This window comes from Streptomyces sp. NBC_01788 (assembly GCF_035917575.1).
In the GTDB taxonomy this organism is placed as follows: Bacteria; Actinomycetota; Actinomycetes; order Streptomycetales; family Streptomycetaceae; genus Streptomyces.
Map to the genome: position 1 here is coordinate 8156210 of NZ_CP109090.1, position 25921 is coordinate 8182130.

Annotated in this window: 16 protein-coding genes and 4 pseudogenes; 6 read left to right on the forward strand and 14 right to left on the reverse strand. The window is 68.7% G+C overall.

Features of this window, described 5'->3' with window-relative positions; all coding sequences use genetic code 11:
• Window positions 1-189: 189 nt before the first annotated feature.
• The gene (locus OIE49_RS36500; RefSeq protein ID WP_326806048.1) at window positions 190-423 is read right to left on the reverse strand and encodes a hypothetical protein; all 234 of its coding nucleotides are present in this window, start codon (window positions 421-423) and stop codon (window positions 190-192) included.
• A 54-nt stretch (window positions 424-477) separates the two neighbouring features.
• Window positions 478-660, reverse strand: coding sequence for a hypothetical protein (locus tag OIE49_RS36505; protein WP_326806049.1), 183 nt, complete (start codon window positions 658-660; stop codon window positions 478-480).
• A gap of 89 nt (window positions 661-749) precedes the next feature.
• Here OIE49_RS36505 and OIE49_RS36510 point away from each other — a divergent pair, with 89 nt between their 5' ends.
• Both OIE49_RS36510 and OIE49_RS37290 read left to right on the forward strand, forming a co-directional pair.
• The gene (locus tag OIE49_RS36510; RefSeq protein ID WP_326806050.1) at window positions 750-1616 is read left to right on the forward strand and encodes an ISL3 family transposase; all 867 of its coding nucleotides are present in this window, start codon (window positions 750-752) and stop codon (window positions 1614-1616) included.
• A gap of 370 nt (window positions 1617-1986) precedes the next feature.
• Complete coding sequence (locus OIE49_RS37290; RefSeq protein WP_442812356.1) at window positions 1987-2349, forward strand: ISL3 family transposase; 363 nt, start codon at window positions 1987-1989, stop codon at window positions 2347-2349.
• Window positions 2350-2380: 31 nt separating this feature from the next.
• Here OIE49_RS37290 and OIE49_RS36520 read toward each other — a convergent pair whose 3' ends face one another.
• The 6 genes and pseudogenes from OIE49_RS36520 to OIE49_RS36545 form a co-directional block, all read right to left on the reverse strand.
• Window positions 2381-2734 carry a hypothetical protein gene (locus OIE49_RS36520; protein WP_326806052.1) on the reverse strand — a complete coding sequence of 118 codons (354 nt, stop codon included), beginning with the start codon at window positions 2732-2734 and terminating at the stop codon, window positions 2381-2383.
• Between the two features lie 118 nt (window positions 2735-2852).
• Window positions 2853-3257 carry a type IV toxin-antitoxin system AbiEi family antitoxin domain-containing protein gene (locus OIE49_RS36525; protein ID WP_326800513.1) on the reverse strand — a complete coding sequence of 135 codons (405 nt, stop codon included), beginning with the start codon at window positions 3255-3257 and terminating at the stop codon, window positions 2853-2855.
• A pseudogene (locus OIE49_RS36530) lies at window positions 3254-4107 on the reverse strand (IS5 family transposase). Before OIE49_RS36530 ends, OIE49_RS36525 begins: the two are co-directional and overlap by 4 nt.
• Before the next feature lie 100 nt (window positions 4108-4207).
• Window positions 4208-5923 (reverse strand): annotated as a pseudogene (locus OIE49_RS36535) (Mu transposase C-terminal domain-containing protein); the annotation flags it as partial.
• Window positions 5920-6696 (reverse strand): TnsA-like heteromeric transposase endonuclease subunit, encoded by a 777-nt coding sequence (locus OIE49_RS36540; RefSeq protein WP_326806053.1) that lies wholly within the window; start codon window positions 6694-6696, stop codon window positions 5920-5922. The pseudogene OIE49_RS36535 and the gene OIE49_RS36540, both read right to left, overlap by 4 nt.
• A 178-nt stretch (window positions 6697-6874) precedes the next feature.
• Window positions 6875-8281 (reverse strand): DNA-binding protein, encoded by a 1407-nt coding sequence (locus OIE49_RS36545; RefSeq protein ID WP_326806054.1) that lies wholly within the window; start codon window positions 8279-8281, stop codon window positions 6875-6877.
• A 187-nt stretch (window positions 8282-8468) separates the two neighbouring features.
• On the opposite strand from OIE49_RS36545, the gene OIE49_RS36550 reads away from it, so the two are divergent.
• The 4 genes from OIE49_RS36550 (at window position 8469) to OIE49_RS36565 (ending at window position 12461) form a co-directional block, all read left to right on the forward strand.
• Window positions 8469-9077, forward strand: coding sequence for a hypothetical protein (locus OIE49_RS36550; protein ID WP_326806055.1), 609 nt, complete (start codon window positions 8469-8471; stop codon window positions 9075-9077).
• A complete protein-coding gene (locus OIE49_RS36555; RefSeq protein ID WP_326806056.1) occupies window positions 9074-10495 on the forward strand; it encodes a hypothetical protein in 1422 nt (473 codons plus the stop codon). The genes OIE49_RS36550 and OIE49_RS36555 overlap by 4 nt, the downstream gene beginning before the upstream one ends.
• Before the next feature lie 663 nt (window positions 10496-11158).
• Window positions 11159-11377, forward strand: a complete 219-nt coding sequence (locus OIE49_RS36560; RefSeq protein ID WP_326806057.1) for a hypothetical protein — start codon at window positions 11159-11161, stop codon at window positions 11375-11377.
• Window positions 11378-11444: 67 nt separating this feature from the next.
• The gene (locus tag OIE49_RS36565; protein WP_326806058.1) at window positions 11445-12461 is read left to right on the forward strand and encodes a helix-turn-helix domain-containing protein; all 1017 of its coding nucleotides are present in this window, start codon (window positions 11445-11447) and stop codon (window positions 12459-12461) included.
• 42 nt (window positions 12462-12503) lie between these two features.
• Here the strand turns inward: OIE49_RS36565 and OIE49_RS36570 are convergent, their stop codons facing one another.
• The 6 genes and pseudogenes from OIE49_RS36570 to OIE49_RS36590 form a co-directional block, all read right to left on the reverse strand.
• Window positions 12504-15314 carry a helicase associated domain-containing protein gene (locus OIE49_RS36570; RefSeq protein WP_326806059.1) on the reverse strand — a complete coding sequence of 937 codons (2811 nt, stop codon included), beginning with the start codon at window positions 15312-15314 and terminating at the stop codon, window positions 12504-12506.
• A gap of 12 nt (window positions 15315-15326) precedes the next feature.
• A pseudogene (locus OIE49_RS37295) lies at window positions 15327-15773 on the reverse strand (TniQ family protein); the annotation flags it as partial.
• Between the two features lie 73 nt (window positions 15774-15846).
• Entirely contained in the window at window positions 15847-16404 is a 558-nt protein-coding gene (gene tpg / locus OIE49_RS36575; protein WP_326806060.1) for a telomere-protecting terminal protein Tpg, read from the reverse strand.
• Between the two features lie 5 nt (window positions 16405-16409).
• A pseudogene (tap, locus tag OIE49_RS36580) lies at window positions 16410-18341 on the reverse strand (telomere-associated protein Tap); the annotation flags it as partial.
• 627 nt (window positions 18342-18968) lie between these two features.
• Entirely contained in the window at window positions 18969-22667 is a 3699-nt protein-coding gene (locus tag OIE49_RS36585) for an NB-ARC domain-containing protein (RefSeq protein ID WP_326806062.1), read from the reverse strand.
• 864 nt (window positions 22668-23531) lie between these two features.
• A complete protein-coding gene (locus OIE49_RS36590) occupies window positions 23532-25877 on the reverse strand; it encodes a BTAD domain-containing putative transcriptional regulator (protein ID WP_442812335.1) in 2346 nt (781 codons plus the stop codon).
• Window positions 25878-25921: the final 44 nt, after the last annotated feature.

Genomic DNA, 25921 nt, shown 5'->3' on the forward strand with positions numbered 1-25921 from the left:
GTGGGGTGGTTGTGGTACGCGTGCGAGGACACCCGGGCCCTGCGGGTTGGTGGGGGCCAAGGGCAAGGGGGCCTGCATGCGCGAGCGCCCGACCGTGGCGGTCGGACGCTCGGGTCTCCGGGCTTGGTCCTGGCAGGTGCGGCTGCTCGGCTGTTGGCCGACTGGTTCTCGGGTGACCGGGTGCCCGCGTCAGCCGATGCCGGTCACCTGGAGGGCGGTGGTCCAGTTGGTCTTGATGGCGTTGCGGGCCGACGCGAGGGTCATCGTCCCCTTGCAGACGGCGTTCTTCAGCTTGGTCTCGACACCGTCCTTGGTGTAGGCGGTGGGTGAGCCGTAGTAAGGCTCGGGCCACAGGTTGGCCGGGTCGGTCGGGTGGCCGCCGAGCTCCAGCGGCACCAGGTGGTCCTCCTCGTAGGAGGACATGTTGGTGTCCGCGTATCCGTAGTCGATGAGGCCCTGCGCCTTGGGCTTGTTGGTCTACGACGTCGACGGACGCACGGTTGCAGCCCAGCCTGACACGCAGATCGTGGAGTTGATCGTGGACTGGGTGACGTCCGGGTTGTAGCTGTCGGGGGTGCACTTGGAGTCGGGCAGCGGGAGGTAGGCCTGGGAACAGGTGGCGGCGTGGGCGGTGCCTGCGGTGGAGCTGTGGACGGTCACGTAATTCGGCTCTGGCGCTGATCTTGTGACGCTGCCGGTGTCATTGGCGTCTGTGATCGTGACTCGCGTGTTCTTCGCGGGGCTTCGAGGTGTTGTTCCCCCACCTGGCCGGTGTCGTGGTGGAGCTGGTCGAGCGGGCTGCGGCCGGGGTGGTCACGATGCATGCGCGGGCCCGCTCGGCGGGTGCGGACTGCCCGCACTGCGGTAGTGCGTCGGGCCGGGTGCACGGCCGGTACATGCGACGGCTCGCGGATGCCGCGGTCGGTGGCGCCGCTGTGGTGATCGAGCTGCTGGTGCGGCGGTTCAAGTGCCCGAACCCGGCGTGCCGGGCGGTGACGTTCGCCGAGCAGATTGCGGGGCTGACGAGCCCGCATGCCCGCTACACGCCCCTGATGCGTGAACAGTTGACCTCGATCGCTCTCGCGCTGGCCGGCCGGGCGGGAGCCCGCCTGGCCGGGGTGCTGGGCCTGCGCGTCGCCAAGGACACCCTGTTACGGCTGGTCCGCGCCACGCCGGAAGAACCCGTCGGAAAGATCCGTGTGCTCGGAGTCGACGATTTCGCCCTACGCAAGGGCGACTCGTACGCCACCATCCTGGTGGACCTGGAGAGACGGCGCCCGGTAGACGTGCTGCCCGGCCGGAATGCCGAACCACTGGCCGCCTGGCTGAAGAGCCACCCGGAAGTGGAGATCATTTGCCGGGACCGGGCCGGGGCCTACGCGGAGGGTGCCCGCAGCGGCGCCCCGCAGGCTCAGCAGGTCGCCGACGCCTGGCATTTGTGGCACAACCTCGGCGAGGCCGTCGAAAAGACCGTCGCCGCCCACCACGCCTGCGCCCGGACCGCGTTCGAGACACCGAACCGGCCGCCCCGCCGACCAGCGACGACATCTGGCAAACGCCACCGCCACCGGCTGCCGCGATGCTCGACGTCTGCGGACGCGAACGCCGCCTGGTGACCCGGACCCGGGAACGCTACACCGCCGTGCGACAGCTCCTGGACGCGGCCGCACGCTGGAAGGCATCTGCCGGACACTGCAGCTGGACCGGTCCACCGTGCGCCGCTTCGCCCGCGCCACCAGTCTCGACGAGCTGCTGGTCAAAGCGACGAACCGCTCCACCATCCTGGACGAGTACAAGCCCCACCTCCACCAGCGATGGAACGAGGGCTGTCACAACAGTGCCCAGCTCCACCAGGAGATCGCCGCCCTGGGCTTCGTCGGAAGCATCCAGACTGTCCGCCGGTACCTCCGCCCGTTCAAGGCCGCCACCGCCGCGCCACCCGTGCCCCGCCCGGCTCCACGGCTCCGTCGCATCGTCCGCTGGATCATGACCGACCCCGGGAACCTGACAGCCGATGATGCCACCGACCTCAAGGAGATACGGGCCGGCTGCCCCGAGCTCGATGCCGTCACCCACCACGTCCGCGACTTCGCCACCATGATGCGCGAGCTGCGGGGCGACCAACTGCCCGCCTGGATGGAGCGCGTCCTGGCCGACGACCTGTCCGCCCTGCACTCCCTGATCAACGGCATGAAGCGGGACCTGGATGCGGTGACCGCCGCGCTCTCGACCCGATGGAGCTCCGGCCAGGTCGAAGGCCAGGTCACCAGGGCCAAGCTCCTCAAACGCATGGGCTATGGCCGCGCGAACCTCGACCTCCTTCGGCGGCGCATTCTCAGCAGTCCGTGAGCGCCTGCTTCTGAACGGCAGGAAACCGAGGTCAGTACCAGCGGCTGAACGCAGCAGCGCCGGATCCGGTCTCTGCGGCGTGCCGAATAATCCGCAGCGGCACCTCGATGAGTCCCACCGCATCGAAATCGGGGGCGTCACCCATCGCGGTCATCCAGGCGGTGATCCGAGTGAGGGCCGCGCTTCGCTGTGTGCTGGAGAGGAGAAGGGCTTCCTCGGCCCGGGGCAGGGCGGTCCGAACCTCCCCGGCGGACAGCAGAAAGTCCCCAAACCAGCCGGGGAGCAACGCCGATCGCTGTGCGCCAAGTCCGTAGCACAGGGCCGCGACCGGGTTTGCCTTGCGGGCAGTCGCGACAAAGAGGCCAGCGCCCTCCGTCTCGGGCATGAGCGTCATGCTCGCGTCCCGCATGGCCTCCGCCGCCTCGGTAGGCGCGTTGGCGTTCTCAACAAAGCCCGCGAATCGCTGGGCGGCCGGCGTGGGTGCCAAGGGTTCTGAGAGGGCGTTAAGTCCGTTTCCGGTAGCGGCCGCGTCCGGGTTGTTCGAGGAGTCCCTGACGGACGAGTCGTCCCAGGCGGGAGCGGGTGACGTTGATCGAGGGCTCGTCGGTGGGCAGGCCGAGGTGCTCGTGCAGATCGCGGACGCGGAACACCTTCTCGGGGTGCTCGTTGAAGGCAGTCGCGATGCGCTGGTAGACGGTGGCGGTGGCGGTCTCCGCGGGGGCCGTTGCGTGGTCGGGAGGGGCGAGGCCATCGATGACCTTGCGGGTGGCGGCGAGCTCGGCCAGGCGGGCCTCGACCTCGGTGAGGGCGGTGGTGAGCCGCTCGATCTGCTCGCGCAGGTTGTCGGCTCGTGCGGCGGTCTCATCGTGTTCGGTCTGCAGCAGCCGCAGGAGTTCGCAGACGTTCACGCGGCCAGCTCCACGTCGTCGCGCCAGGCGGGGGTAGGGGTGGTGAGGCGGCGGAGCATGCCGGCGGTGGCAGCCCAGTAGACGCGGGAGGCCGCGTTGTCGGGCCGGTGGTCGTAGTCGCGGGCGAGGCGCCGGTGCAGCATGAGGGTGCCGTTGACCTGCTCGACCACCCACCGCTTCGGTTGCGGGACGAAGCCCTTGCCTGCGTCGTCGGGGTTGCGTCGGACCACCTCGACGGTGATGTCCTTCACCGCCCCGTGGATGATCACGGCGTCCTTGAAGCCCTGGTCGACCAGGACTTTCTCCAGGCGCATCCCGCATCGTTCGGCCGCCTGGTCCAGCAGGGCGATGCCGGCCTCGTTGTCGTGCGCGCTCGCGGCCAGGACCACCACGCCGATGATCAGGCCCATGACGTCCACGGCGAGCCCACGCTTGCGGCCAGGCGTCTTTTTGTTCGCGTCCAGTCCCGTCGTTTTCTTCGGCACCCCGGCCGCCACGCGGACGGACTGGGTGTCGATGATCACGAGGACGGGTCCTCTAATCGTCTGGACCGCTCCCGCACCTGGCAGCGCAGGATCTCCTGGATCCGCTGGTCAAGTCCGTCCTGGCGCCACAGGGTGAAGTAGTAGAACACCGCCGACCAGGCCGGGAGGTCGTGCGGCAGGAGCCGCCACTGACAGCCCGTCCGGTTCTGGTAGAGCAGCGCGTTCACGACCTCGCGCAGGTCGCAGGAGCCCGGGTTCCCGGTCGCCGACCGCGCCACCCGCTCCTGCTTCCACGCGGTGACCAGCGGCTCGATCAACCCCCACTGCTCGTCGGACAAGTCGGTTGAGTACGGCATCCGTTCCATGCCCGCGACTCCACCATGCACACGACATGACGCGAGGATGGAACCGTCCCATCACCCACGAACGGGCGACATCACATCACCAGGAACGGGACTTAACGCCCTCTGACAGGTGTCCGTCGGGCAGGCGGATCCAGACCTGGCGGGCGTCGTGGGGGTTGGTGTGGACTTCCCATTTGCCGCCGCGCGCGGTGACGGGGGAGGGCTGGCCGCGGTAAGGGGCGAGGACATCGTGGTCGTAGGTGCGGTGGTCGATGCGGATGCCGCGTTCGGTGATGGCCTGCCAGCGCACCGGCAGCAGTTCGAGGTAGTCGCTGCCGCTGAGGGGGAGGGGTACGTGGCCGGCGACGGCGACCAGCGCGGCCCACATCTGGTTCGGGGTGAGGGCCTTCTTGGGCAGGGTGGGGTGGCGCAGGCCTTCGTGGGGGCGGTGGTGGTAGTGGATCAGCCATTCGTCCAGCAGGTCCTGTAGCTGGGCGACGCTGAAACAGGCCTCGGTTTCGGCATCCGGTCCGCGGCGGGTGACGTCGGAGCCGGTGTAGCCGGGCAGGTGCTGGCACAGCAGGGCGTTGATGGTGCCGAAGGTGCGCTCGACGATGCCTTTGGCGGCGGGGGCGTGGGGCGGGGTGGGCTGGACGCTGATGCCGAGAGTTTCGCAGGCGGCGCTGAACGCCGTGGACAGGTAGATCTTGCCCCGATCCACGACGATCGTCTCGGGCACCACGACCGGCCGGGCGGCGGCGCCCTGAAGGCGTTCGTCCAGGCTCATCAGCCTTTTCAGGTGGGGGAGTTGGGTGTGGGCGAGGCGCAGGGCGTCGGGCCAGGTGGGGCGGGCTGGGTGCGGGACGGCCATCTCCGCAAGCAGCAGGGCCGCATCCACGGCCTTGGTGCCGGCCGGGCGCAGGACGGCGGCGAGGATGGCGCGGGTGGCGACGTCGACGGCGATCGTGAGTTCGGGCCGGCCGGTGGTGCCGTCGTCGAAGACGGCCAGGACGTCCAGCCGAGTGGTGTCGACCTGCACCTGCTCGCCGGGCCGCAGCGCCACGGTCGGAGTGAACGCCCGCCTGCCGGCCGGGGAGGGCAGAGTGCGGGCGGGGCGGTGGGGGTGTTCGGCGGGACCGGCGAGCTGGTGGACGAGCCGGTAGAAGGTGGCCTGGGAAGGCATGGGCACCGTGCCGCGGCCGTGCCGGTCGGTAAGGATCTGCGCGACCAGGGGCATCAGGCCCTTGACGGTGCCTTTGGAGCGGCCGCGCTGGCGGCACAGAGCTTCCTCGATGGCGGCGATGACGCGTTCGTCGGTGCGCCCGGTAGGCACGGGCCGGCGGGTGGTGCGGTGGTCGACCAGCCCCCACAGGCCCTGCTTGCGGTAGGCCAGGCGCATGCGCTGCACCGTGGTCCGGGAGACAGGTCCGAAGCCGATCGCGGTCAGCTCCACGGCCTTGGCCTCCTCGCGCTGCGCGAGCGTGAACCGGTCGGGATCGTACTCGGCCCGGGGCACCCCGCCGCTGTCCGTCCCGCCGGGCAGGCCGGACTCCACCTCGCGGATGTGCCGCTGCCAGGCCAGCGCCTTGCGCCGCGCCTCCTCGGGCGCGGTTTCGAACAGACCCCACTGCGTCACGGCCTGGGGCATCTCGGCGCCCACGATGGAGAAGGACGGGTCGGCGAACAGATGCCCGGCCACGACCGTCTCGTCTTCGCCTGTCTCGCCGGCTAGGTGGACCTGCTGCCCCGCCACAGCGATGACCTGCCAGACGCGGTCACGAAAACGGACGTGCGCTCCCACCTGCAGCACCGGCCGCCCGCCACGCCGCACGCTCATCGTCCATCCCCGCTGCCCGGGCCGCCGCGGCCGTTCGCACCGTCGGCGCCGGTGCTGACGAGGACCCGCTCGTGCAGCGGCGTCTCCAGGTCTGTCGTCAGCTTTCCGTGCCATAGGGAGTGGAAGACGACGGGCAGGACTTCGATCGGGTCGCCCGCCGCTTCGGCGCCCTCGATCAGCGGCCGCGGCTGTGCGAACGCCTCACGGACGGCGGCCGCGAGACGGGGACGGCCGGCGTTGCGGGGGTGGCGGTAGCCGGCCAGCCATTTCAGGTTCGCTGTCAGGGTCTTCTCCAGCGGCTCAAGGCGCCGGTAGCTCCAGCCGGCCTGCGCGCACGCCGCCTCAAGGACCTTCGCTGCCTTCCGGGCCCGGTCACCGCCGGCCTCCGGATGGCTGGGACAGTCGGCCAGCACAGCGGTGCCGTCGCGGTGGCGGGCGAAGAGCTGCGGTACCCACGAGCGCACCTGGCCGCGCGCGTCCCGCCACAGCAGACGGACCGGCCGCCCGGCCAGGCCGACCACCTCAGGATCGCGGTCCAGCACCATCAGCTGCGCCCGCATCGCGGCGGACCCGCAGGCCACATGCCGGCCGGTCGTGGCCGACCACCACTGGCCGGGCCCCCACCGCCGCCCTGGCACCACCGGGAACGCCGACACCGGCTCCAGCTCCTCGAAGGCCACCGCGAGGACCGCGTCCGCCCACCGCTGCTGCACCACCTGCCCGATGGGGTCGACGAAGACCGTCTCCCACTCGGATCCGGTATCCGTCTGCATGTGCTGTGAGTGGCCGCCCGATGCGGCCGCTGTGTTCTTGCTGCCCACGCGCCCCAGTCAAGCCCGTTGTGCCTGTTTGGCGGGCGGCTTCACGGATTTTGATCACGAGTGCCGGGCGATGAGGTACCGCCCCGGCGGACGACGGCCCGTGCACGCCTGCCAGCTTCCTGATGCATGCTCACCGCCCTTTTGCCTGCTGCTCGTTGTGGTGGTCGGCGAGTGCTTCGGCGAGGACATCGGCCGGCAGGCGGGCCCAGCGTGCCAGATCCTCCAGTGCCATCCCGGCCGTGAGTGCTCCTGCTGCGGTCTCCCGTACGGCCTGCTCGATCAGTGTGGCGGCATGGCCGAGGTTGCCCAGCAACTGCTGCGCAGCGTCGGCGGTCTTGCCGTACTGGGCGCCGCGCAGCTGGGTCAGCTGCTCTTCGGCGTCGTTGAGCAGGCTGGTGATCAGCGCCCGCTGCTCGGCCGGCACCGCAGAGCGCCACGTGGTGCCCGAGCCGGGCGCGCTGCGTTCCTTGGACAGGACACGCAGCTGTCCGGCCATGGTGAGGGGCTGGTGCTCCTGCCTCAGCCACCACGGATCGTTGCCGTAGCCGGGCGGGCCTCCGGCGCCGCGGCGGATCCGGATGACCGCGCCCATCCACGAGGTCAGCGGGCCGCCGTAGTCGGTGGCGGCCAGCGGCCCCAGCCACCTCCGCCCGACCCGCTCGCCCAGCCGGCGGCAGAGCGACCCGTCGGCGGGCAGCGGTCGCGGTCGCCCGGCCCCGCTGTCCCTCCACACCAGCTCGGCCATGACCGGGTCCAGCAGTGCGTCGGCGACGGCCACCACTTCGGGGAAGACGACGGCGTCCCGGCCCACGATCCGCCACCGCTCCAGCTCTGTTCCGGCGTTGCCGCCCGCCACCTGGTGCAGCCGCTGCGGCCAGATCGCCTCGCGCTCCCAGTGCAGGGCCTGCTCCCACCACCGGGCGACCACCGCGTGCGCCAGAGCGAACACCCTCTCCGGCTCGGCCCCCGTCCGTGCTGCCCGCCGCGCCACCTTGGCCCACCGCCGCTGCGCCGCGGCCACCTCCGGCAGATCCCGTACGTCCAGATGCTCAAGAGGCTGGTCGGCGTCCGCGTCCAGGAGCCACCGCCCGTGCCGGACACACACCCGCTCCCATCGCGGCGTGTACCGCACCACCCGCACGGCCATCCCCGTACGCCGGGCCGCACACAGGCGGCAGCCGAAGGCGACCGGCCCGGCGACCGCGCCCCCGGTCCGCCAGGCCGCCGCCGGCACCCCGTTCCTTCCGGCCGACAGCTTGGCGTCCTCCTGTCCCCAGGACGGCAACGCCCGCGCCAGCATGTCTTCTTCGACGCCGCACAGGCCTGCCAGGAGATGCCGTCCGGCTGCGTTCAGCAGCACCTCGGCGCCGGCCCGCGCGCCCCCGCCGTCGTGCCCCGGCGGGTAGTTGCGCCACTGCCAGTACGACCGCAACACCTTCGCTTCCATCCCGTAGCGGCTTGCGATGCGGCAGATCAGCGACGAGGTGGTCTCTCCCTGCAGGGGAGCGGTCCGCAGGAGGCCGGGATGATGGGTCACTCCACCACGGTCTCGTGTTCGCCGATCCGGGCGGGCGTGTTCGCAGTAACCGTCCGGTCCCCAGCCCGCCGTCTGCTTACTTCCCCAGGCCGTGGGTCTCTCTTTCCTGGAGCCAGCAGGCGTGGGCGTGCCGGGGATTCAGCCATTCGAGCGCACCGTGATGATCCGATCGCACTAAGCTACGCCTGTGGTGGTTGGCGAAGATGCTCAGGTGAAGGGCTTCTCGGGAGCCCGCAGAGCCAAGCAGTGGCTCGAGGGCACGATGCGTATCTTCGGCGCGTACGCGAACACGGACTCGGAGTCCTGCGGTCGCCGGCTCACTCTGTCCTGGCCGTACGGAGGCCGGACGTTCTCCTTCGATCTGGGGGGCGCCATGCGGGGCGACCCCTACCAGAACGACATGTTCTGCGCGGAGGTCAAGAACTACGCGCAACCCAGCGACCAGGGAACCCAGTTCGACGAGTTCCTCGCCAAGTGCTACGTAGCCGCCCAGGCCCAGCACCACCTCAGCGATCACTTCATGTGGATCACCTGGGCACCCTTCCGCGCGAACTCCTGGTCCACCCTCAACTCACCCGGCCAGGTGGAAGCCGCGGTCCTGCAGCACAGCAGCCGCGTCTTCGGCACCAGCGACACCGAGGAAGCCCGAGAACTCCTGGACAGCGAACTCGCCCAGTCGGTCGCCGCACGCCTGTGGCTGATCGTGCTCTCGGACAAGCAGGAAACCCTCCTGCCGCTCAAGGACTGGGCAGCCATCGTCGCCGCCGAACTCACCCGCAGAGAGGGCTCGTGGTGAACATCGTCGAACAGTCGATCTCCCAGGCCATGGACGAGCCCGACGACCGGATGATGTTCACCCGGGTCAAAGACATCGTCGCCCGGCACCTGCGCCGCATGGACCCCGGCGCCACCGTCACCAAAACCGAGTTCTTCAACCACACCCATGTCCCCGACATGGTCCTCGAATGGCCCAGCAGACCCCGCACACCGCGCCGGTTCATCTACCTGCGCACCACATCGGACCAGCGCGAACTCGAGGACGACCTCCACCGCCTTCCCCGCGCGGACCGGCCGGTGCTTCTCGCTCTCGGTCAACTGCCCACTGCCCGGCAACAAGGGGATCTTCCCCCGCTTCCCGGCAGCAGCACCGCGCTGCTCCTCGACGCCTCCGCGCTCGGCGCACTCCAGCCGGCCGACGACGCTCCTGGCATCCCCCATCTGGTGTCCCGCTCCGTCCTCGAAGGCGGCCGCGGCACCCTCGACAAAGCGGCGACCGAGGAGTTCCTGAACACGGTCGTCCAGGGAGCCGAGGCCGCCCGCGCGGGGGAACGCGTTCCCACCCGCGAGGCCGTCGACGCCCTCACCGCACGGATGACCACCGACGTCGCCGACCGGATGTCAACCTTCCTCGCAGCGCTCTGGCAGGGCGGCGGATCCACACTCGCCAGCTTCCCCGCACCCCAGCGAGGCGTCGGCCATCTCGACGAGACGGCCCTGATGTACCTGCTGGAATCCGAAGACATCGCCGACGCCGCATTCTGGGACCGGGTCGTCCGCATGATCAGCCTTTCCATCCTGCTGCGCACCCCGGCCGCCGGCACAGGCAACCTTCAGCACCTGATGCGTGAGGCGATCCGGCTCTGGACCAGCCGCGTCTGCATGATCGTGCCCGGCGCGGCAGACGCGGACATCAGCCCGTGGCGCTGGGCGGTGAAGGCCGGACAGCTGATCCTTCAGACCCCGCGTTTCCATGTGCTGGTTGCCCAGTCCCGGCGCCAGCTCCCGCAGGGACAGGAGCACGACCTGCCCCTCCTCGACGAGGTGAGGAACAGGGCCGACCGCTTCGGCATTCCGCTGACTTCTCTTCGTATGGTCGTGACGGACCGTCACGTCGGATACGGAGGCCCCGGTGACGACATCTCCCACGACGCCCGACTCGACGGCATCAGTGACGCGCTGGGACAGGCCGAGGGAGTCATCGAGGCCGAAGCCCGCATCCCCTCCGGCGAGACTCTCCAGTGCCTGTTCGGCACCGGAATCGCCAGCGCCCGCGGCGCACGTACCCAGGTGCCGCTGGACGCCCTCCTCGGTACGACGACACGTCTGCTCTCAGATCTCTCAAGTGAGGAAGCCGAGAAGATCACCCAGCTTCTCGGTGCCCAAGGTCCACCCCCCGACCAGCCATGGAGTCAGCCCAGCTTCGACGACGTATAGGACTTGCGCGAGGCAGCCGACAGCGCTGTGGGCGCTGACAGAACCCGGTGAGGGCAGGCAACGGCACCGAACTCCTCCAAGAAGCTGACTGCCACCGTGACGACACTGGAGCTCCATCTTGAAGCACTCCGGAGCGGGCGTGCCGTGCGGAGACTCCGCCGTGCTCCAAGTAAAAGCAATGGGGTTCGCCGGTCAGATCACGGCGAACCCCATTGCTTGAGCGTCCTGCGCCAACAGCACGCTCACCTCGTATCGCGCGGTGCACAGTCCGGGTCAGAGACTGAGGTGCCCGGCGACCAAGGTCACAGCCCTCGCGGGCTCGTGCCCAGCATGTCATCCATCATCGGGCGATGCCGCACCGAAGGTGCTGCCCCTGACCGCGTTGGCGGTACATCCTCTGAAGAATGGCGCCTTGGCCTGCACGAACGCGCCCGAAGGACGCGGTTTTTAAGTACAGACTCTCTATGAGCTGTGGACAGGTTTCTGAAAAAGAGCCCCGAATTGTTCAGAATCCGTTTACATCGGAATGGACATCGCCCTCGTGGGTCGGCCAGCATGAGGGCGCCAGATCAGCCTTGGCGCCAACCGGGGCCTGGCATCGAACTAGTCCGGGTCAACGAAGCGGAATTTACGCTTCCATTAAGAGACTGAGGTGCCCGCGCCATGACGTATGTCGCGACGTCCAGCAGCCTTCCGATTCCGATCGGTCCGCTGACGATTCTGCAGAGCCGAGAGATCACTGCCGCGACGGTATGGCTGGTGGTCGTGATTCTTCTCGCGGTCATCGTGCTCGTGGTGGTCGGCTGCGCTCCGCCGGCCGCTGTCGCGGCAGTGGCCGGCGGAAGCCTGATCGCAGGGAAGCTTCGCCAGGAACTCGCCTGATGTCCTCCGCGGGGGTCAGCGACTGAGGCTGGCCCCCGCGGGCAGTTCAAGGTCCTCTGGAGAAGACGTGGGACGTCGCATCAACCAGCTACCTATTGGACAGGGAAATCCACGGGTCATCGAATTCGCCGCCGCGCTCCGCGTGCTCCGCGAGCGGGCAGGCAGCCCTACCCTCGCGCAGATGGCTACGAGGTGCGGCGTCTCTGCGGCGTCGTTGTCCAAAGCCGCAGGGGGATATGAGCTGCCATCGTGGCGAGTGACGAAGGCCTACGTGGAGGCGTGCTCCGGCGATACCAGGCGGTGGCGCAAGGACTGGGAAGAGGTTCGCCGGGAGATCCGGCCCAGAGAATTCGTCAGTGACGACTCTGAGGAGTCGCTGCATCTGAGCCCTGAGGAGCGGCGGAGGGCTTCTTGGCCCCGCACCTGGGAACGTTGGGACAGAACAGGGATCATCCTCCCTTCACACCGCGCCGAGACGTATCTGGACCTGAGACTCGCCCTGCAGTCCCTTCGCGCTTACCGCTCGCTGTCACTACGGCAGCTTGCCCACCTGATGCCCTACTCACATTCGAGCGTGGCAGCGGTGCTGTCAGGAGCACGGCCGGTGTCCCCATACTTCCTGCGCAACTACCTGGAAGCCTGCGGTGTAACCTCCCCCACGGAACTGATCAGCTGGTTCGACCTCCTTTCTGTGGCCAGCCCTGAGCATCAAAGCGATGCAGCTCGTACTCGTTTGATGGCCATGGCCGTGAATGGTCGACACAGTGCAAGCTCCCGGACTTGGCGCTCTGGGGCGCTGCCAGTTAGTGCAGAGATTGTGCGACTCAGGAAATTCTCCCTGCAGGTGAGATCGAAACATCTTAGGGAATGGCTTTCCGTGAGTCTCTCCAGCAGAGAGAAGCGGGCCATGTTTCGGCGACTGGAGAAGCAATACGGAATGAACTCTGTTGACCTATCACTGTTCGAGCGGGGGGAGTGGGAACTCACACTTGTGGAGGTCAACCGGCTGGTAAGCGAAGCCAAGAGGCTGGGCTATACCGATATAGACCCTCTCGTCGAGTCCGTGTTCCGCAACCCGGCGTGACGGCGTGTGGTGCGACAAGCAGGTCAGGTTGGCCGGCGCCGTTCAGGCGGGCGTGACGCAGGGACGGGAAGCACCGGGACTCTCAACGGGTGTAGGGGCTGCGCTCCACGGGGGGATGCCGGCGTGGGTGAGGAGTTGTTGTTGGCCGGGGTGGAGGGTGCTCCATTGACCGCGTTGGGCGTTGGCCCACCGTTGGAGTGTGTCGGGGAGGGTCTCGTTCCCACTGATCGTGGCGCGGTATTGCTGCCAGGTGCGGTGCCAGGTGTAGGGCCAGGGTGGGTTCCACCACGGGTCCAGGCTGGTGAGGGCGGCTGCGGTGGTGGTGGAGAGGGTGCCGGCGCGGGCTTTGCGGCGTTGCTGGCACAGCCATCTGCCGAGGGGGAAGCCGTCTTGTCGGGTGTGTTTGTCAGGGGTGAGGTGGCCGTGTCGGGCGGCGTAGGCGCGTGCGTGGTGGAGTCCGGGGCTGACGGGGTAGGAGCGTGTGGCCGGGGCGGGTCGTTCGCCTACGGCAGCGTGGGGCGTGATGCCGAGGGCGGTCAGGAGGTCTTGCTGGCCGGGGTGGAGATGCTCCCAGGACTCCTGCTGGACACGGGCCCAGCGGCACAGGCCTCGGGGGAGGTTCGTGGTCGGCACGCCGCCCGCGCTCGTGGCTCGGAGGCGGTGGTAGGCCTGCTGCCACTGCAAAGGCCAGGGCGGATTCCACCACGGATCGATGATGGTCAGGGCTTCGGCCCGGGTGGGGGAGAGGCGGTCCTGACGGGCGCGTCGTCGTTGCCAGGCCAGCCACTTCCCCAGCGGGAAACCGTCGAGGACGGTGCTGGCGGGCGCGGCGATATGGCCGTATTCGGCTGCGTAGGCGCGAGCGTGTGCGAGCGCGGTGTCCAGAAGATCAGGCTCGGCGCGGGCAGCCGGTGGTTGGGCGGCTCGGGCTGTTTCGGCGGTGATGCCGATCTTGGTCAGCAGGCGGTGCTGTTCGGGGTGGAGTGTGCCGTAGTCGGTGCACTGACGCCTCAGCCAGTCGGCCAGCTCCTTCTCAAGAACCCGATTGCCGGTACCGCCGCCGTCGGCTGCGGATGCGGACTCTGACCGCTCGCGTACGCGACTCCAATTGCGTTGCCACTCCAAGGACCAGGTCGGGTTCCACCAGGGGTCGAGCGCTGCGAGGAGCGTGCTGACCGGCCATGTCCCGCCTGTACTGCGGCGGTGCTCCCGCGCCTGGTGGCGCTGTTCGCTCAGCCACCGGCCCAGCGTAAACCCCTCAGGACAAGCTTTTTGGGGCGTGGCGAGGTGGCCGTGTGCGGCGGCGTAGGTGCGGGCGTGGGCCAGACCGGGGCCCGTACCGCAGAGCTGGGCGATGATCTCGTGGGGGCGAGTGGCGGCGGTCTCGGCGGTGATGCCGATCTCCGCCAGCAGGCGCTGCTGCAGCGGATGCAACTGCTTGTAGCCGGTGCACTGTACGGACAGCCACGTGGCCCAGCCGTCGCTGCCGTCTGTCCAGCTCCCTTCTGCAGCCCCTTGGCGCCGGTCTCGGGCTTGAGCGCGGATTCGGTACCAGGTGCGCTGCCACGCCAAGGGCCACGGCGGGTTCCACCACACGTCGATCGCGTCGAGCACCTGAAGGTGCGCTGGTTCGTCCTGGCGGCGGGTGAGGCAACGCTGGGCAGTGAGCCACTTCCCGAGCAAAAACCCCTGGTACGAGATGTTCTTGGTGGCCAGGGCCAGGCATCCGTGTTCGGCGACGAAGGCGCGCGCACAGGCAACAGCCTTATCGATGCCCGCTGTCCGGCTCGTTCGGCGCGGGCGTGCGCTGCCGGCGGCCTGGGCCGTGAGGCCGATGTCGGCCAGCAGACGGCGCTGTTCGGGGTGGAGTGAGCTGTAGTCGGTGCACTGCAGGTACAGCCACTCCCCGGTCAGCACGTGGGTGTCGGGGAAGCCGTCGGCGGCGTTGAGGGGGCCGTGCCGCTGGATGTGGTCGCGGGCGCGGTAGTAGGAGCGCTGCCACTTCATCGACCAGGGGATGTTCCACCACGGGTCCACCTCCTTCAGGGCGGCGGCCTTTTCTTCAGGTAGGGCCAGGGCGTGGGCCTGCTGGTTGTGCACCCATTTCCCCAGGGAGAAGGAACCGACTCGGGTGTCGCGTTGGGTGGCGAGGTGGCCGTGCTGGGCGGCGTAGGTGCGCGCGTGGGTCAGGCCGGCGGCGAAGGCGGCCTCGGCGTGCACGCTGTGGCCCCGCAGCCGCTTCTGAGCCGGCAGAGCCTCTGTGCCCGCGGTCTGCCGACGCTGGTAGCCCGCGAGAATGTCGGCGAGAGGCCGGGGCCGGAGCGCCAAGGGGACCTGCCACAGCCGCGGTTCGTCGTCGCCACTGCCGCCCCTGGTACGGATGCACTGGTACGTCCAGGCAAACAGCGGTCCGTGGGTGCAGGCGGCCAGACGCTCGGTGAGCCACGATCGCCGCAAGCGATGGCCCAGCTCGCTGGGCACGCAGGGCACATCAGCCAACCGGTAGGGGAGGTGACCACCACCGTCAGCCGCGACACGGAGCCGCCAGGCCCGGCTGGCCAGAAGCGTGGCGAGGGCGACGGTCTCGGGGTAGGTGACCAGATCCCGCGCCAGAATCCGCCACCGCTGCGGATCCTCGCCCGCGGGCATGGCCGCCTCCAGCCGCATCGGCCACAGGCGCTCCTCGGGCCACTTCTGCGCCCACCACCAGGCGGTGACCGCCTCAGCAACCTCGAACGCCGAACCAGCGACGGGGGAGCGGCGCAGCAACCTCCGGTAATCCTCCTGCGCCTGGACCACCTCCGGGCATCCGGCCAGCCCCACGACACGGCCCCCGCTGCCAGGCACGCTCATCAGCCAGCACCGGTGGCGTGGGCAGACTCGCTGGTGCGCCGCCAGGTACACCCGGGCTGGTGCCACGCGGCCGGTCCGCGCAGCCACACAGCCCGGGCACGCCGGACCCCAGGCAGCAACCGTCTCCACCCCGTTGCCGAGCCGCGCAGCCGGCCTCTCCGTCGAGAGGCCCAGCGGCTCCTCCCGCATCCAGGCCGGCAACGCACGGTGTAAGCCCACCTGCGGCACACGACACAGCGCCGCGACCCGGTCCCGGGCCGAGGCGTTCAAGAACACCTCACTGTCGCCCCGTAGAGCCCCGACGACGCCCTGCTGGCCGGCCACTTCGGTAACCGACGACAGCAGACTCCGCACCGTCAGGCCGTAACCGTCCGCGATCCGCCCCAAGAACGACAGGGTCATCTCACCCTGCAGGGGAGCCACCCGAAAGGCACCCGCAGCCAGCAACAGCTTCCCCACCCATCCCGTGGCTTGTGACAACGATCGTGCTTCGGCTCAACGAGCAGGTCCGGGCTCCCGGTCGCTGCCGGGGTCAGTAGTCGAGGTCGAGGTAGTCGATGTCGTTGAGGGTGACGTCGGAGAGTCCCAGGGCGCGGGCTCCGCCGTCTTGGAAGTAGATCTCTTTGAATCCTTCGGCGATGATCTGGCGCATCTGCTGGTCGCCGGCCCCGGCCTCGCGGGCGTTGAACAGGCGCTGTGCGTAGGTGGGGGGGAGGTGGACGGTGAGCCGTCGGAATCTTCCGTCGTCGGTGGTGCCGATGGGTGCGGTGTAGCCGAACCTGGCCCTTGTCTCCACCGTGATGCCCGTGGTGGTGGCGGCCTGCTTCCGGCGGCGTCTGCGGACCTGCGGCTGCCAGCGCGCCCGTACTGCCGCGTCGATCCGTTCGGCGATCGCCTGGGGCGGGTGCTTGCGCTCGCCCTTGCGGTAGCGCTCCACCGACCGCTGACTGACCCCGATCTCCTGGGCAACGGCTTTGGTCGTCCTGAGCTGCTTCATCAGGAAGTTGATGCGTGCCTGGAGTGTCTTGGGCGGCTGGCGGGTGAAGCCTTCCCGGTCGGCGCGTTCGATGGCGTCGTCGATCTCTCCCACAGCGCCTACTCGCCTTCGTCCAGGACAGCGTCGCCGCCTTTGATGTGGCGGGCGGGGTTGTAGCCCTGTTCCATGAGGTCGACGGCCCACAGCATCGACTGGACGCCCTCCAGCTTCGCCAGGCCAGGTGTGGGGCCGAGGCGGAAGCCGCCGGGCTGCGGTTTGCCGGACGCCGCGTAGGGGAGGAAGTCCAGCGGGCTCGCGCCCGGTGAGGGGTAGACGACGCAGTCGGACAGCACGGCGAGTGGGTACAGGCCCGTCATCGTGGCCATGTTGCGCAGTTTGCGGTGCATGTTGACCCGGGCCTTGGCGATGACGGCGGCGCGGATGTCGGGGCGCCAGGTCGGGCGCTCCAGGGCCGGCCACCGCTCGCCCTCCTTGTACTTCTTACCCTGCGGGCGCTCGCGCAGCTTCCCGATGCCGCCCTTCACGGTGGCCTTGATGGCGGCGAGGACGGCCGCCATCGCCGGGTCGACGTCCTTGTGCCGCTCCATCGCCGCTAGGAACTCGGCATCCGACAGGTCCTTGGTGACGCCGAGGTCGGCGAGGGTGTCGACGTAGGCGTTCTTGAGGCGGTCGTGCCACGGGTCCAGGTACGCGCCGGTCTCGCGGTGCAGGTACGCCTCGATCGGCTCCACGTTGTAGCCGAGCTCCTGGGCGTAGGCGACGGTGTGTGTCTGGTACCAGGCAGGTTCCGTCGGCCGGGTGCCGTCCGGAGTGAAGGGCGAGGGCAGACGCGGGTCCACCTCGACGTGGGACAGGTCGACCAGCCAGCTTCCGGGGATCTTCGGGTTGAACTTCGGGCCCACGAAGTGGTCGGGGGCGGACAGGCCGACGACCAGGCGGGCCGCTGCGGCGAGGAAGGCGGTGTTGAGGTCCAGGCCGACCGCGTAGGGCAGGGTGCACTCCTCATCGGCGAGCAGGTCCACCGGCCGCACCCACTGGTACGCCTCTTCGTTGAGGAAGCCGCCCCTCCAGCCGGAGGTCACGACGACTGGGTGCTCGGGGGTGGCCTCCGGCGGCGCCGGGTCCATCGGCTCCGTGCCCAGCGAGCCGGGGTTGTGGCCGGGCACCCAGTTCCCGCTGGCTTCGTCGCGCACCGCGCGGGTGGGCGGGCGCAGCGCGGTCATCAGCTCCAGCCCGGAGACGGCGGTGGAGCCGCGCGGGGTGATGACCCGCTGGGCGTACACGCTGAGGACGCGGGCGATGTCAGCCGGCTCCATCTCGCTCACGCCGGGCCAGGACCGCTCATCGAGGGCGCCCCAGGACAGGATTGTCAGCTGCACGCACTGGCGCTCGCGGCCCTGCGCCTTGCGGTAGATCCTTGCCCATGGGCCGAACCCGCGCTGGGTGAGCCGCCACTTCGCCTTCACCACCTGCTTGACCACCGGGTGATCCTCCGGCAGGCGCAGGGAGCGGCGCTGCTCGTGGCCTTCCAGGCGCTCGGGCAGCCCGAGCTTCACGGCAGCCGCGGCGGTGAGCACGATCAGCGGATCACTGTCCTTGCCGTAGCGGTTCAGCTTCGGCGCTCCGAGGCCGGACTCGCGCAGCGTCCACTCCACCAGCTCCGGGATCGTGGTGGCCGGGCAGTCGAGCACGATCCCGTCCACGCCGTACGCGCAGCCGTCACCGTCCAGGACCGCGAGGGGCCCGTGCGGGAAGCGCGGGTCGGCTGCGGGCTGCGCCGCCTTCTTCGTGGCCGGACGCCGCGATGTCGCAGCGGGTCGGATGGCGGGGCGCGCCGGCGCCGCAGCCGGAGCCTGCGGGGCATCTGCCGTCTCCACCCTGGACGCGGCCGGTTCGGTAGACGCCGCGGGCGCCATTGCGGCAACCGAGGCTGTCGGAGCCGAGCCGGGGGCGGGGTACTTCGCCGCCCATCCGTTCAGCAGCCGCTGGTATGCGTCCAGGCGCGGCGACTTCGGCTCGCTGCGGCCGTGCGACTTCTCATTGCGATGTCACGCATACTTCTCACCTAGATGTCATCCGTTATGGCTGGTCAGGAAGTAATTGGGTTGACATCAAGCGAGAAGAGTCAGTGACATGACATGAGAATCTCCAGCGCTCCAAAATGAGAAGCCCATAGGGCCAGTCCTTTGATCTGCTGTTTTTGCTTGCCTGGCTGGAACAGATGTCATGTGCTTGGGGAAGGCGCAACAAGAGGCGAAACACAGGGTTCTGCAGGCTTACAGCCCCCACCTACGTGGGGAAGCCGAGGAAGAGCTGTTCGCGTCCGTCGACGCTCTGGACAGACCCCCATGCGTATGGGGAAGACGTGGCTACGCCCTCCGGCGGGCGCCATCTGTGGGACAGACCCCCACACGCGTGGGGAAGACCGCAGGTCGAAGCCGACCATCAGCAGATCCGTGGACAGACCCCCACACGTGTGGGGAATGCCCTTGCTCACTTGTGGTTTTGGAGATCGGCAAGGCGTTTTTTGTTCACTTTACATGGCCTGACCGTGCGGGTTGAGGGCCGCTGCCTGGCGGTGGTTGCCTACGATGGTTCGGCCTGAACTGCCCGACCGATAGGTGGATTTGGGCTCGCCAGTAGCGTGGCCGTTGCGCTTACCTGTGAGGTTTCTTCCGTCGGGCGCGGGTTGACCGGCGGGGTTGCTGGCGGGCTGTAGCCGGCTGCCGGTGCTGTACGGAGGGGTCGAGCTGGAGTCGGACGGACACGAGCCCCGCGGCGAGGAGGCCGTTGTCGCTGGCGCTGTTGATGTGGCGGCCGAGTTCGGTGGGTGAGGCCATGAGGCGCCAGTGTGTGGGGGAGTGGTGGAGTTCGAAGCCGTAGCCGAAGTAGACCACCGCGCTGTGGCGGGTGCGGGCCGCCTGTCGCCATTGGCTGGAGGCTCGTACGGTCGCGCGGGCGATGACGGTGCCGTCGTCGTGTTCGAGAGTCAGCTGCTGGCCGGTCAGCACAAGGGTGAGGTGCTGGGGTGAGATGAGGGTGGGCTGCGGTCCGACCAGTCGGCGCAGGCCCTTGTCGCAGGCTCGGTGGACCTGAAGCTCGATGGACTTGCCGGTGTCGGGGGACGTGGCGCCGATCATCATGTGAGGTTGCAGTATGACCATAGCCTTCGGACCGGGCAGAAACTTTCGGGCTTCCGGCAGGAGGAGGTCGATGGTGGAGCGTCCGGCGAGGCCGCCGTAGACCGGATCTGTGGACAACGACAGCACCGCGTGGCAGCGGGCAGTCGCGTAGGCTTCTTTGACCGCTGGATCCCGATCAAGCGAGGGCAGGCCGGTGGCCAGGATGGCGTCTCCCTCTTCCTGGTAGTTGCGGTGCACCGTCTCACCCATCACGGCCGACAGCCGCGGCATTAAGCCGGAGTAGATCCGCTCCCACACGCTGTCCGGGTCGTAGGGCTCGGTGAACGTCTTGTCGTTGAGCCGGCTCATCTGCTCCAGGAACCCCCCATACTCGGAGCTTCCGTTCATGGCCCGCCAGCTGTCGTGCACCACCTGCAGCAGGATGAACCGGGCCTCATCGGTGGCCGTCTCGAGCGCCGGATTCTCGGCGATGCCGGTTTCCTCCAGCAGCCGTCCCAAAAGTTTCACCGCACGCTGCTCTCCCTGGGTCACCCACGTCCAGGCGCAGTGGCAGCCGACATTGTGCACCAGGTGGTGCACGGCGAACCCGTACAGCGTGCGCGGGCCGGCATAAGGCAGAAAGTCGCTGAGCGCAGCATCGGCCTGCTCCCACTTGTCCTGCAGGACGAGCGCCTCGACCAAGAGACGTTTGAGGTCGGCCGTGGCGGCAGACCATGGATCGGTGCTCCTGGCCAAGGCTGCGGTGGCGGTATGTTCGGCGCGTTCGGGTTCCCTCTGTTCCAACAGGTCCTGGACGACGAGGAGGTCTTTTGCCGCCTGTGTCTTCTTGGTGGGGAACACGGCGGCCAGGGCACGGAAGTCCTCAAGCAGTTGCGCGAGCGCAGGGTCCGGCTGGTCGCGCAGTCGCATTTGCAGGATCCGCGACGCCTCGGCCGCGAGGTTGGCGACGGGCTCGGGGAGCGGCCCGTCGAGTTGGCGGAGGTACAACAGCACGGGACGCAGATGGGCGGCAACACGAGAGCCGGCGTCGGCGTGCTTGCGCAGCTGAGCAAGGTGTGCAAGCAGAGTGTGCGCCTGGGCCGCCAGTCCCTCGTCCGGGTCACCGGCACGGCCCAGCCACTCCAACTCCAGCTCCAGCAGGCTGTGGGCGGCGTCGTACTGGCCGTGGGCATGGTGAAATGCCGCCAGATTGCCCATGAGCAGGGCCGTGTACCCGTCGGCTGTGCGCGTGGAGCGGATGTGCCCGACCAGCGCGGTGGCGTGCTGGGCCAGCTCCCAGGTCCGTTCCGCCTGCCCGGAGAGCAGCGCCCCGCGCAGCCAGCGGTCGGTGTGACAGGCCACATGCGACAGACCCGCCGCCACATCCGACTGCGACAGCCCCAGGTGCCGGGCCAGAATGTCCTGCAACACCGCGTTCATCGACACCGTGTCGTCACTGCCCGGAAAAGCCTCCTTGCGGGTTGGCAGCGGCTCGTCATACCGCACCAGGGAGACATCGGTCAGTTCTCGGATGACCTCACGCACCGGAACCTGCGCCTCGTCGAACACCACCCAACCGGGAGCCGGCGGCAGGACTTTGGGGCCGACGAAGGCACTCGCCAACGCCAGATGCACCGGCGCCCGGCGAGGGGCAAGCCAGCACAGTGCGGCCACCGTCGCCAGGGTCGGCTGCAGCAGACCACGTGAGCGGGCGCCGCTGATCAGACGCTCGGCGCTCAGCGCCACGGCCGCCGCCAGCGTCCGCGGATACCCGGCGGGCACCGACCGCTCATCGTCCGCGGCCCGATGGATCAGCGTATCCGTGTAGACGGGAAGCCGGTCCACGCCGATACCGCAGCTGACCAGATAGCCACAGGCCACCTCGATCGCCAGCGGCCAGCGCTCCAGTACCTGGGCCAGCCGGGACAGCGACGCCGCGTACTGCTCAACCTCGCTCTCACTCAAGCACAGTCGCAGCCGCAGCAAGCAGAGTGCTTCCTCACCGCTCATCGGGCTCAGATCGATGCGCCCTTGCACACCGTGCCAGTGCCCGCCCAGCGTCGTGACAATGACCCGGCCTCGCCCGCGACGCGGGATCCAGGCACTGGCCAGGGGCGCGCTCGCATCGTCGAACACCATCAGCCACCGCCCCGGCAGGGACTGCAACGCGGCATGCACCCGCTCGCGTACCAACCGCGGATCCCGCACCTCTGCCGGCTCCTCACTGCCGGTCAGATGCGCCAGCACGCGGGCAAACGACGCGACCAAGGCCTCTTCACTCTCGGCATCCACCCAGAACACCGCGTCATAGCGGAAGGCCTGATCAGTGATGTGGGCCGCCGCCAGGCTCGACTTTCCCAGTCCCGACAGTCCAGTGACGACACACGTCCTCACACCCTCATCGTCCTCCTCGCAGGGAGAGAGAACCTCTGCGATCCCATCGACGAGGTCCGCGCGCACCACCTCCGGAATGGGCGGCAACTGTCCGTAAACGATCCCGAACTCCTGTCGGCCGACAGCCGCAATCAACTCCTCGTCGCCGACCAGCACCGACCGGTGAAAGTCCCGCACATCCCAGTCCGCCAGGCGAGGGTCGGCCGCACGGCGCATGACCTCGGCGACCAAATGACCCAGCACCAGCCCTCCGGCCCTGCGCGACAATCCCTTCCCGGCGCGCATCCGCTCGGCGCGCAGCGCGTCACTGAGATCCGAACGCAGCTGCCCGTCGCTGCGGCCATCGAACTCGACCCCCGCGCGCGCCAGACGCTCCCAATGCTCCTCCGGCAGCGCCTGGCAGATACCCCACGCAGCAGGCGCCTTCACCAGAAGGTCCTTCAGCTCGGCCTTGATCCGCGGCACGTCACCGCGATTACGGCGCAACAGCTCAGCCAGCCGCAGACATCCCTCATCCGGCACGGCCGAGGTGATCAGCTGGTATCGCTCAGCGTCGATCCCCGTGACCAGATGCACCAGCACCGCCACCGCCTCGCGTGCCCGCACAGTCCGTCCCGCTCCGGCGCTCTTCACCTGGACCGCCATCAGCGAGTGGCCATCAGCGTCGCCCAGATCGAAATCGACCGAATCCGCGTGCTGGAGCGACACGGTGTCTCCGGGCCCCTCGATGCGGCATACAACCGCCTGGTCAGTGCGCACACTGGCCAGCAGTGCCTCAACCGTGCGCAGATACTGATACTGGAACCCGCGAGCAGCGACCCGCCCACCGTCGAATGCCACGCAACCCCCATGCGCCGAAACCGACCTGTAGCCGTAAGGCTAGGCGCGGGGTCCGACAACGAGCCTTCCCAGGACACCACTCGACTGCTTTCGGCCTCAGCCCAGCCACACGTCACGGCACCAGGCACATACCGGGCACGCATCGGACGTAGAGATAAGCGAGCCCCTGGATGGGAAGAGAGGGAGCCGATCTGTGGCCACCGCGACAGTGCGCAGCGCCACCGCATCCATCTGCAGCGCGATGGAGGGTCTGTCGAACTGCGACGACCCCGCGTGTGGGGAAGACGCCGGGGCGGTGTGCCTCCGCTGGTATCCCGTGGAACGACCCCCACGTACGTGGGGAAGGCGGCGACTACATCCTCGGCAGCCGCGAGGAGCTGGGCAGACCCCCACCCGGGTGGGGAAGACTGGTTCAGGGACCGCGGATGGGCGATCACCGGCGACTGACCCCCACGCGCGTGGGGAAGGCCGCTCGAGCGTATCCGCCAAGATGTGCGGAGCGGAACGACCCCCACGCCTGGGGAAGACACCAGGCCGTTCGCTCCGGCCGCGAACGCCATGGAAAGACCCCACACGCGTGGGGAAGGCGTCAGCAGGCGTGGGCTGCGGTGGCTTCCGGGGGAAAGACCCCCACACGCGTGGGGAAGGCCCTTCGGGACCTGCGTCTTTGAAAGGCTATCAGGTCATTTTTTGCTTACTTGGCCGTAGTTGGTTATGTGGGGGCGTCCATCCGATGACTGGCACCAAGTTGAGACCCCTGCTCGTAGGCGACGGCATCAGCGCGCTGGAGACGATTGCCAAAGACGCCGTCGTGTAGGGCGGGCGACCGCGGAAGCGTTGATGTTGCAAGTCGAGGCGGAGCTGTCAAGGGCGGGGGAGGGTTCTCGCGTAGAGCCGAGCCAGCAGGGGTACCTGGTAGGTCCCGTCGCCGATGGATGTCAGCAGTCCGGCGTCGACCAGGTTCTCCGAAAGGTGCTCTGCATCCGCGATGCCACAGCCGAGGAGACGCGCGGTTTCCTTAAGGGGCAGAAATGTCTCAGCGGACGAGCTCAGTATGCGGAAGGCGTCGGCTTGGCCGACGCTGAGTTCGTCATAGCTGCTCTGGATGGCAGGCTTCACCGCCTGCAGTTCGTCCAGGCGGCTGTCCTCGTCTGCGAGCCTGTCTGCCAGGTCTGAGACTGTCCAGGTCCGGCGTGCCACCAGGCGGCGGGCAGCGGCACGGACAGCGAGCGGCAGGAAGCCGCATGCGGCTATCACGTAGCGCGCCGGCCCGTGTTCACCTGGCAGTGGGCGGCCGACGATCCTGGTGAAGAGCTGGAGCGCCTCGGCAGGGGACATGACGTCGAGCTCCACCAGGTGCGCACCGGCCAGGTCGATCAACCGCTTGCGAGAGGTGATGAGAACGGCACACCCTCGTGCTCCGGGCAGCAGCCACTGGACCTGTGTCGCGTCCGTCGCGTGGTCCAGGACCACGAGGACACGACGGCCGTGCAGAGCCGAGCGGTACAGCGCAGAGCGTTCTTTGAGGCCTGCCGGAACGGCTGTCTCTGTCACCCCCAGAGCGTGGAGTGCTGCGGCGAGTGAAGCCTCCGGTGTTGTCTGGTGGAGGTCCAGGTAGAGATGGCCGTCCGGGAAGAGTTGTGCAACTGCGTGGCCGGCCTGGAGGGCCAGGGCGGTCTTTCCCACGCCGCCGGGACCCCATACAGCCGCGATGGGCAGGCTGTCACCGGTCGTGGCAGCAGTCAGCACGTCTTCCAGTTCGGCTAGTACGTCCGAGCGTCCCACGAAGTCGGGGACTGCGGGCGGCAGTTGAGCTGGGCGGATGTAGGAAGGAGTCCGCGCGTTGGTGGGGGAGGGCGCCGTGTTGACCGCCAGTTCTGGGTCTGCCTGCAGGATCCGCTCCTTTAGGCGGACCAGCTCTTCCCGCGGGTCGACGCCTAGTTCTTCGGCGAGCAGCCTGCGGGTGTCCGAGTACACCGCGAGGGCCTCGGACTGCCTCCCTGCCCGGTACAGGGCGAGCATCAGCAGCTCGCGCAGACGCTCACGCAGCGGATGGGCAGACGTCAGCGCGACCAGCTCGGCCACGATGTCAGCATGCAGACCGCACGCGAGGTCCAGGTCCAAGCGACTTTCGAGCAGCTGCAGTCGCCATTCCTCCAGACGGACCCGCTGAGCATCCGCGAAGGGGCCGGATACCCCGGCCAGTGGTTCGCCCTCCCACAGCCCCAGTGCCTGGCGCAGAAATATCCGCGCGTGCTCCAGATCCCCTTGTACGCGCATCTGCTCAGCCTGTCTGGCCAGATGACTCGCCACGCTCACGTCGAATGCTTGGCCGGGCAGGCGTAGGGCGTAGCCGCCGGACTCGCTGACGAATGTTCCCGGCTCCATCACCTTGCGCAGCCGGGAGGCATACGTCCGCACGGCGGCCAGCGCCTGCGACGGTGGTTCAGTGCCCCACAACGCGTCGATGAGTTCCGCTGCTGTCGCGGTCCGTCCTTCCCTGAGCACCAAGGCGGCGAGCAGGGCCCGTTGTTGCGGGGAACCGGCGGACAGCGGCTGTCCGTCCCGCCACAGCCGCACCGGTCCGAGCACCGAGGCGTACAGACCCGAAGCGGGAACCGAGGGACGCGCAGGTGCTGTCGTCGTCGCGTGTCTGCGCGGTGCGCGCCTTTGCGGCGCAATCGCTGAGGGGGCTTGGTCATGCTGGTTGCCGCGGGTTCGCTGCCAGGCCGCGATCCACGCGGGATGCTCGGAGGATGTGACCAGGCACGCGGTGAGGAAGCCGGTCAGCTGGTGCGTGTCACGCGGCACCGTCTGTCCCAGCAAAATGCGGTGGGCGGTGCTGTGAGGAAGCCGTCCCGCGCCTGCGCGTTCTTCCATCACACGCACCGAGGGCCGTCCGGCCAGCTCGTACAGCTCTCGCAGCCCCGCGCGAAGCATCTCGACGCTGTCGATGTCCTGCGGGCTCGGCGAGGCCGGCCCCGCACTGCGCAGCCTGCCCCGCCGAGCCTGCCGCCACAGGTCCATCGCGGTATCCACCGACGCGCCGCAGGCAACCGCATAGGCGCGCACGCTGCGCTCACTGGGAACCGACTGGCCTGATGCCGCCCGCTGCAGCGTGGTGGCGTGAACGCCCACACGCGCGGCCAACTCGGCATACGAACAACCGCTGTCCGACCGTTGGTCGCGCAGCCACCTGGCAAGCTTCACCAGCGCTCGGTTCGAGGAGGCAATCGGCCTCTCCTTGCGCCCCA

Bases quoted from the DNA above. Each gene is read 5' to 3' on its own strand.
- OIE49_RS36500 (WP_326806048.1), bottom strand. From the start codon at position 423: ATGTCCTCCTACGAGGAGGACCACCTGGTGCCGCTGGAGCTCGGCGGC.
- OIE49_RS37290 (WP_442812356.1), top strand. From the start codon at position 1,987: ATGACCGACCCCGGGAACCTGACAGCCGATGATGCCACCGACCTCAAG.
- OIE49_RS36520 (WP_326806052.1), bottom strand. From the start codon at position 2,734: ATGCCCGAGACGGAGGGCGCTGGCCTCTTTGTCGCGACTGCCCGCAAG.
- OIE49_RS36540 (WP_326806053.1), bottom strand. From the start codon at position 6,696: ATGCAGACGGATACCGGATCCGAGTGGGAGACGGTCTTCGTCGACCCC.
- OIE49_RS36560 (WP_326806057.1), top strand. From the start codon at position 11,159: ATGACGTATGTCGCGACGTCCAGCAGCCTTCCGATTCCGATCGGTCCG.
- OIE49_RS36570 (WP_326806059.1), bottom strand. From the start codon at position 15,314: ATGAGCGTGCCTGGCAGCGGGGGCCGTGTCGTGGGGCTGGCCGGATGC.